Origin of the sequence: uncultured Tateyamaria sp. (genome assembly GCF_947503385.1) — a bacterium.
Classification (GTDB): domain Bacteria; phylum Pseudomonadota; class Alphaproteobacteria; order Rhodobacterales; family Rhodobacteraceae; genus Tateyamaria.
Genome location: NZ_CANNDO010000013.1, coordinates 33,187 through 43,992, shown reverse-complemented (window position 1 = coordinate 43,992; position 10,806 = coordinate 33,187). Strand labels below are relative to the sequence as shown.

Sequence of the window (10,806 nt, the reverse complement as noted above, 5' to 3'; positions counted from 1 at the left end):
CGCGCCATCGTAAGCCATTGCCATTGTTGAATATAGTCCCAGACAACACCCGCTTGTCACCGACGCGAGGCTTGCCATGGGACGTAGGGAAGAAGGGGGTAAGACGCGCCATCTGCGCGTCCGCAAGCCAAAAAAGATCAGACATATTCAGCAATTGGTTTTCGAGCCGTGGATCATGCCGATACACAGAAAATCAATGGGTCATGACCCTAGTGTCACTCGACTGGCAAGATGCGTTTGAGGTACATCGCGATTGCACGGCGGTCCTCGACGGGCAACTGCGCCAGGTTTTCGATTACATCCGCCATGTGACCGCCTGCAGTGTCGTATTCTGGTGTAAAGCCAGACGTGAAATACTCGACGGTGTCGCTCACTGACCAATCGAACTTCGCCGGCGTGATATTGGGGACGTTTCCGGTGCCGGTCGGGTTGGGCGCGCCAGCCATCCAGCGCGCGCGATCAGGCCCGCCCAAGGCGTTGCGCGGCGTGTGGCATTCGCCGCAATGCCCCAAAGCTTCGGCGAGATAGCGCCCCCTGAGTTCTTCCTCCGACAGGTCGCCGTCCAAAACCCATTCCGGGTCATGGAATAACCATTTCCAGCCACCAAGATTGCGCCGGATCGAAAATGGAAAACCGACGTCGTGGGGTTTGCTTGCCGTTTTGGTCGCCGGCAACGTCATCACAAACGCATACAGCGAGACAATGTCCCCTGGCGTGGCACGGACGTAGGATGTGTAGGGAAATGCCGGGAAGTAATGTCGACCCTCAGGCGAAACACCATGATGCATCGCGTTGTACAGATTGATGGCAGACCACCCGCCGATGCCATGATCCGGGTCCGGCGAAATGTTCGGGGCGTAGAACGTTCCGAATTCGCTGGGAAAGGCACGCCCTCCTGCCATCACAAGCCGTGCGTCGTCTTCCGCGCCTTGCGCGGCATGACAAGACGCGCACCCCCCCGCGTGAAACACCAGCGCCCCCTGTGCAAGATTAGGCTGGAGTCCGGCCAACACCGACTCGTCTGAGGTGATTGGTCGGGTGATCCACCAGAAGACCACCGCCCCGGTGATCACAAGGGCGGCGAAGGATTTCAGCGCCAATCGCACCTAGTTCATGGGCTGGCGGTATACCTTGTGGCAGGCACCGCACGCGCCACCCAGAGCGCCAATGCTGGCTTGAACGCCTTCGAGCGATCCGGCAGCTGTCTGCATCGCCGCAGCGGAATCTGCCAGTGCCGCAGACTTGGCCATCAAGTCGTCCCAATTGGCGGGATCCCAGGCGACCGGCAACGTGCGGGTCTCTTCACCCAGATCCTCGGTCGATGTGCCTGCAGGCCAGTAGGACATCTGCTTCATCGTGGCCAGCGCCACCAGATTGTCTGCGGCAGCCACGGCCTGGTCCGCATCATACTCCGCCTCACCTTTTGCCATACTGCCCAGAATGCCGAGGTTGTGCGCATAGAGTTGCATGTGCGCTTTGCGGGCCTTGACGGCAGGATTGCCACTGTGTCCGCCCGCAATTGCGATCGTTCCGGCGACAACCGCCCCTACGAGTCCCAAAATCACGCCCTTCTTTATGAGCATTGTCATGCCTCCCTGAAAATAGCGTTGGTGGGTCTAGCCTACCTGTGTGAAAATCAATGAACAGTTGCCATTATTGCAAGGACGCCGTTAGAAAATGCACAGGGAGAATTGGGACGATCTGCGCTTTTTGCTCGCGGTCGCTGAGAACGGATCGGTGTCGGCTGCGGCACGGAAGTTGGGGGTCAACCACGCAACGGTCCTGCGCCGCATTTCCGCCTTTGAAACCCGCCATGGGGGCGAAATCTTTGACCGCACACCACAAGGCTACGTGATCCCGGCGGATCGGCAAAAGGTGGTGGACGCCGCACGCGAGGTCGAGGCTGCGGTGTATTCACTTGAGCGGTTGATCGAAGGCGCGCAGGCGCCGCTGCGCGGAACCGTTCGTGTCACGTCCACCGATACGCTTTGCCACGGATTGCTGCCCAAGATGCTCTCCGGCTTGGCCCAAAAAGCAAGCGACCTCCGGTTCGAACTGATTTGCTCCAACACACATCTCGATCTCGGGCGGCTCGATGCAGACCTTGCCGTAAAACCTGCGATCGACCTACAGGATGGGCTCGTGGGTTCAATGGGCGCAAAGTTGGGTTTTGCCGTTTACGGCGACCGGAACCTGCCGTGGCTTGGGATGCGTGGTGCGATTGCCCGCTCAAAGCCAGCCCAGTGGCTGATTGAGAAAGTGAGGGAGAAAGACTTTGTCTCAAAGGCGGACAGCTTTCTCACATTGCGAGAGATGGTGGCCGCCGGAGTTGGAAAGTCTATTCTTCCATGCGTCCTCGGCGACGCAGATCCCCGACTGAACAAAATCGAAAATGGTATGCCTGACATGTCAGTGGGGATTTGGGTGGCTTGCCATCCGGATATGGCAGACGTGCCGCGCATCCGCGCTGTGCGCAATCTCTTGCTAGATGAACTGGCAAAGAGATCGGATGAGTTTCTCGGTGTGTCACTATTGCATAACAGCGAGCCCACCTACCCCACGCTGCCTGATGCCAAGCGACCAAAAATCAGCTAACCGTCGATTTGCGTTTACGTCGTCCGAAAGGAAAGCGGGCTGCAATCGCAGCATTCCTCGGCAGTGGTGAATATCTTTGATTGGACGCAACCCGTCCACTCTGAGTTGCTGGAATGATACTGAAAATATTCTGCGCGTTACCTCTCAAATTGCTGCGCTAAACACTTTTGTGGGTTGTCTGCCCGCGTAGTCGTAACTTGGACGCCGGTGTTTGCGACAGCCGCCTGCTTCGCTGGTAGCTCCCGCGACCACACGTTCCAAGCGTCAAACAGAATTACCGCGGGTACACAGTATAAGTCATTGGTTTAGATTAATATTAATCCACACCAGCATAGCCTGTTCAAGTACTGGATGCACCGTGTTGAACTCGAAGAACGCTGGGAAATATTCAGAAACATCAGTTTGTTAGCAGTTTGGAAACATTGCCTTTATTGGCAACCTTTGAACCGTCTATCGGCTTACGGCTGCTCTGAAGCCACACCTACAAACGCTGCATTCGTACAATGAAGTGGTTGAAGAAAATACCAAGCGATCCGGCCCGGCGCCTTGTCAACTCTCAGAACGATACAGCAAGGTCTGCCGATACGATTGACGAAGAGCGCTTCAGGGCGACACGGCCCGCGAATGAAAGGCCATTCAGACCAGCGTTGGGAGTTTACTGGTCTATGCAGCCGCAAACAGTCGAAAAAGCAATTGGCATACCAGCCAATCGTCGTCCAACTCGCATACCCGACAGATCAGCGCCGTTTTGACATAGCGCAAGTTTCCCTCCCTGGAATCACAACATGGTGAAACCCGATCGTCGATTTAAGGACATTGGGTCATGGATAAACCAGTTGGCGCTATTCTGGCTGTGGTGGTGCTCTTGATTGGCGGAGGAGCTGCTTACTTCTTTGCCACTGATAACGTTAAAGACCTGCCAGAGGGTTTCGTCCAGGGAAATGGGCGGCTCGAGGCGGAGCAGGTTGAAATCGCTCCAACGCTTGCTGGACGTGTTGCCCGGGTCATGGTCGCGGAAGGCAGCCTCGTCAACACGGGGGACGTCCTTGTCGAAATGGATACGGACGAACTGGCGGCCGCACTCGACCGGGCAAAAGCGGAAGTCGCGCTAGCGCGCCAGGGCAAGGCGGAAGCGGAAGCCGTGGTTTTGCAGCGCCAGAGCGAAGAACGTCGCGCAAAACAGGAACTGGGGCGCGCGAGGGCATTATTGGCTGGTCAAAATATATCTGAGGCAATCTTTGAAGACCGTGAAACGGCACATCAAGTGGCGTCCGCCGTGCTGGGCGCTGCCACGGCACGGGTCGCGACAGCCGACAGCCAGATTACCGCAGCAGAGGCCGATGAACGCCGGATTGCCTCGCAACTCGAGGACAGCACGCTTGTTGCACCGATGCAGGGCCGGATCCTCTACCGACTGGCAGAACCGGGCGAAGTCGTTGGTGCCGGTGAGCCGATCCTGACCCTTCTCAGCCTTGAAAACGTCTACATGGAGGTGTTCCTGCCCGCACGTGAGGCAGGGCTCTTGCCGATCGGGTCTGAGGCACGCATCGTTCTGGATGCATTGCCAGATTTCGCGATACCCGCAAATGTCAGTTTCGTCTCACCCGAGGCGCAATTCACACCAAAACAAGTTGAAACACTCAGCGAACGCGAACAACTGATGTTTCGCGTGCGCGTGCGCATCCCCGCCGATCTGGTCGCCGGCCGGATAGAGCATGTCAAAACCGGCTTGCGTGGTTATTCGGTCATCCGGCTCCTTCCTGATGCAACATGGTCCGATGCATTGGAGAGGCGTATTCCGCAAGAGCTTTTCGAATGATCGAGCCCGTGAATGGAACCCCAATCCGCATTGCGAACGTCACGCATCGCTACCGCAAACAAATCGCGTTAGACGCGGTCTCGCTTGAACTGCCTGCCGGCCAACTCATGGGGTTTATCGGGCCAGATGGTGTTGGGAAATCTACGCTCCTGAGTCTGATCACGGGTGCCAAGAGGCTTCAATCGGGGACGATGAGCGTTCTTGGCGGGCCAATCAACGATCCGACGCATCGGCGCAAGGTGTGTCCGGCCATTGCCTTCATGCCGCAAGGATTGGGCCGCAACCTTTACGCCGAACTGTCGGTACGCGAAAACCTTGAATTCTTCTCGCGCCTGTTTGGTCAGACGGCGCAGGAACGCGATGTCAGGATCGCCGCTCTTTTGTCAGCAACGGGCCTTGCACCGTTTTCGGATCGGCTCATGGGCAAACTCTCGGGCGGTATGAAGCAGAAGTTGGGGCTGTGCTGCGCACTGATCCACGATCCAAAGCTTTTGGTACTGGACGAGCCCACCACAGGGGTCGACCCGCTGTCGCGTCGGCAGTTCTGGTCACTGATCGACGCGATCCGTTACATCTCGCCCGATCTCTCGGTTCTGGTTTCAACGGCATATATGGAGGAAGCCGCACGGTTTGACCGGATCATTGCAATGGATGGAGGGCGCATCCTCTTTGAGGGCAGCCCTGTGGAATTCAAAGGAGAGGCCGCAGACGTAGAAACGGCCTACAGGGCGCTGCGGACCCACGATAAACAGCCATCAGAAACAGGTCCTACGCCGATGCGACAGGTCGACGGGGATGCCGTGATTACCGCCCATGGCCTCACGCGCCGCTTTGGCGATTTCACGGCGGTTGACAGTGTCGATTTTTCGATCCGCCGGGGCGAGATTTTTGGCTTTCTTGGATCCAACGGGTGCGGCAAGTCAACAACGATGAAAATGCTCACTGGCCTTCTTCCAATCAGCGCAGGAGAGGCTTCACTGTTCGGAAAACCTGTTGATGCACGCAATCGCGAGCTGCGCCGCGACATCGGATACATGAGCCAAGCGTTTTCGCTTTATGGCGAATTAACCGTTCGACAAAACCTCCAGCTTCACGCTCGCATTTTTGCCATAGAAGATCAAAAAGCACGGATTGACGAACTGATGGAATGGTTTGGATTGAACGTGCATCGCGACGCGCTGGCGTCGGACCTGCCGCTCGGCATCAAGCAACGCTTGTCGCTTGCCGTTGCTGTGATCCATCGCCCGCGTGTCTTGATTTTGGACGAGCCGACGTCAGGCGTAGACCCCGAAGCGCGCGATGCCTTCTGGGCATTGCTCGTCGAATTGTCACGCACCGAGGGCGTGACAATTTTTGTCTCGACGCACTTCATGGCCGAAGCGGAGCGTTGCGACCGGGTCTCGTTCATGCATTCCGGTCGCGTTCTGGCTGAGGATACCCCTGCCGCTTTGATGGCAACTGAAGGCGCTGGCACCCTCGAGGACGCATTCATCTCGATTTTGGAGGCCGCTGATCCACCCACTCCGGTCAGCGCGCCGGGCATTGCGGTCGAGGAGCCAGGCGCAAGATCCGGCACCAGCATCGGCCGCGCGTTGGCCTACACGCGTCGTGAGGCTGTGGAAGTGCTCCGCGACCGCATACGTCTCGGCTTTGCTTTCCTTGGATCGGCTCTGCTGATGCTGGTTTTCTGCTATGGCATTACGCTGGACATCGAGGATTTGGACTTCGCCGTTCTCGATCTGTCGCAAAGCCCTGAAAGCCGGACCTTTATCAGCGAGATTTCCGGCTCGCGATACTTTAGCCCGACGCCGCCGCTGGCAAATCCCGCAGAGGGCCGCAGCCGGTTGAAGGCTGGCGACGTCTCTCTGATTGTTGAGCTGCCACCCGATTTCGGGCGCAAATTACGTGCAGGCGAACATACCGCAGTGCTGGCAACCGTCGACGGTGCGATCCCCTTCAAAGGGGAAACGGTCGAGGGGTACGTTGCCGGCCTGCATCTGAGATTCCTCGAGGAGATAGCGCGCGAAAGCGGAGTGCGTCAGGCAGACGTTGCTCGAATCGAACCGCGTTTCCGATACAATCAGAGCTTCGAGAGCATCGCAGCGATGGCTCCGGCAATGCCAGCGATTCTGCTAATTATGCTTCCGGCGGTTTTGGCCGCGGTCAGTATCGCGCGGGAGCGCGAGTTGGGCTCGGTGACCAATTTCTACGTCACGCCAACCACGCGACTGGAATTCCTGATTGGCAAGCAGATTCCCTACATCGTCATCGGATTTGCAAATTTCCTGCTTCTGGCTGGCATGACCGTCTGGATTTTCGAAGTGCCGCTGAAGGGCAATCCTATCCCGTTGGCAGTTGGCGCATTTCTCTATGTCTGGGCAACCACGTCCTATGGGCTTTTGATTGCCACCATGACGTCGAGCCAAGTTGCAGCAACCTTTGCCACTGCTATTGCGTCGGTCGTGCCGACGATCCAGTTTTCTGGCTTGTTGCAGCCTGTTTCCACACTGGAAGGCGGTGCGCAAACCATCGGATCGCTTTGGCCCTCTTCATATTTTTTGCACCTGAATGTCGGCGCCTTCACCAAAGGGCTGAGTTGGGAGGCGCTTGGCCCGGATATCCTGGCTCTTGCTTGTTTTGGGCCCGTCCTGACGGCATTCGCGGCGCTGTCCCTGCGCGCGCAGGAGAAATGAATGCAACGGCTCGCTTGCATATTCTGGCTCGGGCTCAAGGAAATGGTCAGTTTGCGCCGCGACTGGGTAATGATGGCGCTGCTGGTCTGGTCGTTCACGCTGGCCCCGCTGATGGAGGCAACCGGGGTCGCGAGTTCAGTCAATAACGCGTCGATCGCGTTTGCAGACGAGGATAACTCACCCCTTTCACGCGCACTGAGCGCAGCGTTTTTCCCGCCGGAATTTCAACCCATGGTACAAATAGAACCGGGGTCCGGTCCCGAGCATTTGGACGCGGGGCGTTTTCTGTTTATCGTTGCCATACCGCCCGGCTTCGAAAAGGACGTGCGTGCCCGCCGAAATCCCGAGATCCAGGTTCTGATCGACGCAACTGCGATGGAACAGGCAGGCATTGGTGCAAGCTATATCACAAACATCCTAAGCACGGAGATCCGACGCTTTGCCATCGGGGCAGACCTGGTCGATCCGGCCCCGGTCGATCTTGTTGTGCGCAGCGCGTTCAATCCAAACCGCGACACAGTGCGCTTTGCCGGGATTGTCGCGCTAATCGGACAAATCATGTGGCTGACCACAATTCTGACCGGGGCCGCGATGATCCGGGAGCGTGAGCATGGCACAATCGAACATCTCCTTGCTATGCCGCTCGCGCCCTTTGATATCGCGGTTGCAAAGATCTGGGCGAATGCTGCTGTTGTTCTCGTGGCCGCAGCACTTTCGCTAACATTCGTGATGCAGGGGTCCCTTGGGATCACCATCGCGGGTTCAAAGGCCCTGTTTCTGATTGGCACGGCGCTGTTTCTGTTTACTGCAACCGCTCTGGGCGTTTTCCTTGCCACGCTTGCGCGTTCAATGGCTCAATTCGCGCTGTTGGTTATGTTGGTTGTCTTGCCCATGCTGATGTTGTCAGGCGGGGAAACCCCCGTGGAAAGCCAACCAGACTGGTTGCAAGTCGGCACCCTTGTTCTTCCATCTCGCCACTATATGGCGGCCAGCCAAGCCATCGTCTTCAAGGGCGCCGGGGTCGAAACTGTCTGGCCGGAGTTCATGTGGATGGCTGCACTGGGCACAATGCTTTTGACGACAAGCATCATGCTTTTCCGGCGGTCTGTCGCACAAGAAAACTAAAAGGAACAGCTCAATGACCGGGTTCGTCGTGGACCGACTTGAGGTCGATCAGGCACTGTCCGAAACCAATATCGGTCTGCGCCCAAACGCCATTCCAGCACCCGTACCGAAATTCATGCAGGCCTCCGACTTTGAACTTTGTTACACCCACGGCAGATGCCCACACATGCAAGCCAGTTTGCGTCAGCGCGACATGCGCATCAGAGTGGCGTTGTGAAACCGCGTTTTTTGATCATTGCCTACCTATGCATAGTGCTTCTTCCGTTGGTCGCATCCTGGAGCCTCGGAAGTCCACCGCGCCCGTTTCTGCAAGAGCTTGCGTCTGGTCTTGGGATACTGGCCTTTTCCATAATTCTCGTGGAATTCTTGCTTTCGGGCCGTTTCAAAAGCATTTCGAACAGCATCGGAATGGATCGGACGATGCGGTTCCACCAAATTATAGCGCGTTCGGCGTTGCTCTTCGCGTTAGTGCACCCTTTTTTGTATGGCGGTACCCCGACAGGCGGGCAGCGCCCTTGGGATCCTACGCGTCAATTGTCGCTCACAACTGACTTGTCCTACCTCTCCTCCGGCATGGCAGCCTACGTGCTTCTGCCAAGCCTTGTGCTTTTTGCGGTCTATCGCACGCAATTGGACTACAAATACGAAACGTGGCGCTTGATGCATGGTCTTGGCGCGGCTTTGATCGCAATGCTTCTTTTGCACCACACGGTCTACGCAGGACGTTATGGATCACAAACGCTTATGACGTGGCTTTGGCTGGCACTGACAGTCGTGTCTGTCGGATCGCTGTTCTATGTTTATCTGCTGGTGCCGCTATTGGAGAAGCGGCGATCCTGGCGCGTAACAACCGTCACGCAATTGACTCCGAAGCAATGGGAATTGACGGTCGCAGCAAACGGCCACGAGGGTCTCGACTACAAAGCGGGACAGTTTGCCTGGCTGAATGTTGGGCACGGCCCGTTTTCACTTCATGAAAACCCGTTTTCGATTTCTTCTGCGCCTGCGTCCGGCTCGGCGGTTTCTTTTATGATAAAGGAGCTTGGCGACTTCACTGGGACAATTGGCCAGATCGAGACAGGAACAGTCGCATACCTTGATGCGGCCTATGGAACTCTGGTTGTTGACGATCGCAAAGAGCCCGGCATCGCATTGGTCGCAGGTGGCATCGGCATTGCGCCTCTGATGAGCATCCTAAGACAGCTACGCCTTACCGGCGACGCGCGGAGTGTGAAGGTCATTTATGGAAACAGAAGTATCAATCAAATCGCTTACCGCGATGAACTCGACAACGAGGATGTAACTTTTGTCCTGTCAGAGCCCCCAAAGACATGGCAGGGAAAAACTGGACTTATCGATCCAGAACTGCTCGACAGTGTATTCACCTCGGAAGAATTCACGGAGTGGGTCTTTGTTGTATGCGGACCTAATAAGATGATGGATGTGGTTGAAGATCACCTTCTCAGCCGGGGTGCGCCGTCCAATCACATCCTCGCAGAACGGTTCGACTATGATTGATCAATTGCGCCGAATGAAATCGAAACACAGGTTGTCTCTGTTGGTTTGGGGCCTGAATACCTGCTTGTGCTTGGTTTTGCTGGCATTCTCTTTGCGCTGAAAGTGGCGTCTGGCCTTTGCGAAATTTGATCAAAGGGAAGAAGGATCAGCCAAGGTCTCTTGTAGGCCGCACGAAAACCCAAGCGCTCAGTGTTTTCGTGACGCTTCCCATTGTCTTGCAACGCTTCTCTGAACCAGTTGGCGTCATATCCACGGGTACCGAGCAGCCAATCCACCTTTGGCAGGCTGCTGACAAGCGCCCTTGCACCGATGCCGTCAACTGACCTGACCAGTCGTCACGAACGGGTTCAGCGAGCGTCCCTGGCTGTCGCGAAAGGCGTGCAGTTTGGTATTCATGCCGCCCGTGGTCAGGCCAATCAGGCGTCAACGCCCCCCTTTTTCGACGTCCCAACTGGTCGCCGTGTGATGTGCCTTCAGATAGGTGGGGGCGATCATGACCATCGTCTGCTCACCGTGATCAGCGGCAAGACCGGCCATCATCTGGGCAAAGATGCCCTTGTCGCTCCACCGTTTCCAACCGTTGTAAAGCGTCTTGTACGACCGTAGGCAACGGGTGCGTCGCGCCATCGTAAGCCATTGCCATTGTTGAATATAGTCCCAGACAACACCCGCTTGTCACCGACGCGAGGCTTGCCATGGGACGTAGGGAAGAAGGGGGTAATACGCGCCATCTGCGTGTCCGCAAGCCAAAAAAGATCAGACATATTCAGCAGTTGGTTTTCGAGCCGTGGATCATGCCGATACACAAAAAATCAATGGGTCATGACCCCAAACAAATGCACGACAGGATGCCACGCAGGACGGACAGATCACCCAAGGTGTAGATGACATTGCCTAAACTCAGTTGGCGATCCACACGAATGGCCAGACATTCTCGGCTGTGCTCGAAGACGTGGCATAGTTTGCCCCGTCAGAAGCTCAACCCGCAGTAAATTCGTAACAATCCACTCCGGCTCCAGCCACTTGTTTGATATGTGTTTCCTCCGTTTTGCGAAA

8 protein-coding genes and 3 pseudogenes are annotated in these 10,806 nt (G+C 56.4%); 7 read left to right on the top strand and 4 right to left on the bottom strand.

Translation table 11 applies throughout. From position 1 onward, the window contains the following. From Q1A85_RS21955 to Q1A85_RS21945, 3 genes and pseudogenes are all read right to left on the bottom strand, one after another. Positions 1-145: pseudogene (locus Q1A85_RS21955) on the bottom strand (IS5/IS1182 family transposase); the annotation flags it as partial. Between the two features lie 70 nt (positions 146-215). Then, complete coding sequence (locus Q1A85_RS21950) at positions 216-1,100, bottom strand: cytochrome c (RefSeq protein ID WP_299694934.1); 885 nt, start codon at positions 1,098-1,100, stop codon at positions 216-218. A 6-nt stretch (positions 1,101-1,106) separates the two neighbouring features. Continuing rightward, positions 1,107-1,583: a cytochrome c gene (locus Q1A85_RS21945; RefSeq protein WP_299694931.1), complete on the bottom strand. Its 477-nt coding sequence runs from the start codon at positions 1,581-1,583 to the stop codon at positions 1,107-1,109. A 94-nt stretch (positions 1,584-1,677) separates the two neighbouring features. Between Q1A85_RS21945 and Q1A85_RS23030 the strand changes: the two are divergent. From Q1A85_RS23030 to Q1A85_RS21915, 7 genes and pseudogenes are all read left to right on the top strand, one after another. Then, positions 1,678-1,842: pseudogene (locus Q1A85_RS23030) on the top strand (LysR family transcriptional regulator); the annotation flags it as partial. Between the two features lie 9 nt (positions 1,843-1,851). After that, the gene (locus tag Q1A85_RS21940; RefSeq protein WP_299694928.1) at positions 1,852-2,595 is read left to right on the top strand and encodes a LysR family transcriptional regulator; all 744 of its coding nucleotides are present in this window, start codon (positions 1,852-1,854) and stop codon (positions 2,593-2,595) included. Between the two features lie 823 nt (positions 2,596-3,418). Continuing rightward, positions 3,419-4,414, top strand: coding sequence for an HlyD family efflux transporter periplasmic adaptor subunit (locus Q1A85_RS21935; RefSeq protein ID WP_299694925.1), 996 nt, complete (start codon positions 3,419-3,421; stop codon positions 4,412-4,414). Further along, positions 4,411-7,107: a ribosome-associated ATPase/putative transporter RbbA gene (rbbA, locus tag Q1A85_RS21930; RefSeq protein ID WP_299694921.1), complete on the top strand. Its 2,697-nt coding sequence runs from the start codon at positions 4,411-4,413 to the stop codon at positions 7,105-7,107. Before Q1A85_RS21935 ends, rbbA begins: the two co-directional genes overlap by 4 nt. Then, positions 7,108-8,232 carry an ABC transporter permease gene (locus tag Q1A85_RS21925; RefSeq protein ID WP_299694918.1) on the top strand — a complete coding sequence of 375 codons (1,125 nt, stop codon included), beginning with the start codon at positions 7,108-7,110 and terminating at the stop codon, positions 8,230-8,232. 13 nt (positions 8,233-8,245) lie between these two features. Continuing rightward, complete coding sequence (locus Q1A85_RS21920) at positions 8,246-8,449, top strand: hypothetical protein (protein WP_299694915.1); 204 nt, start codon at positions 8,246-8,248, stop codon at positions 8,447-8,449. Then, the gene (locus tag Q1A85_RS21915) at positions 8,446-9,750 is read left to right on the top strand and encodes a ferredoxin reductase family protein (protein WP_299694912.1); all 1,305 of its coding nucleotides are present in this window, start codon (positions 8,446-8,448) and stop codon (positions 9,748-9,750) included. The genes Q1A85_RS21920 and Q1A85_RS21915 overlap by 4 nt, the downstream gene beginning before the upstream one ends. A gap of 212 nt (positions 9,751-9,962) precedes the next feature. On the opposite strand, the pseudogene Q1A85_RS21910 reads toward Q1A85_RS21915, so the two are convergent. After that, positions 9,963-10,514: pseudogene (locus Q1A85_RS21910) on the bottom strand (IS5 family transposase); the annotation flags it as partial. Positions 10,515-10,806 lie beyond the last annotated feature (292 nt).

Coding starts and splice junctions, on each gene's coding strand:
- Q1A85_RS21925 (WP_299694918.1), top strand. CDS start 7,108: ATGCAACGGCTCGCTTGCATATTCTGGCTCGGGCTCAAGGAAATGGTC.
- Q1A85_RS21935 (WP_299694925.1), top strand. CDS start 3,419: ATGGATAAACCAGTTGGCGCTATTCTGGCTGTGGTGGTGCTCTTGATT.
- Q1A85_RS21920 (WP_299694915.1), top strand. CDS start 8,246: ATGACCGGGTTCGTCGTGGACCGACTTGAGGTCGATCAGGCACTGTCC.
- Q1A85_RS21945 (WP_299694931.1), bottom strand. CDS start 1,583: ATGCTCATAAAGAAGGGCGTGATTTTGGGACTCGTAGGGGCGGTTGTC.
- rbbA (WP_299694921.1), top strand. CDS start 4,411: ATGATCGAGCCCGTGAATGGAACCCCAATCCGCATTGCGAACGTCACG.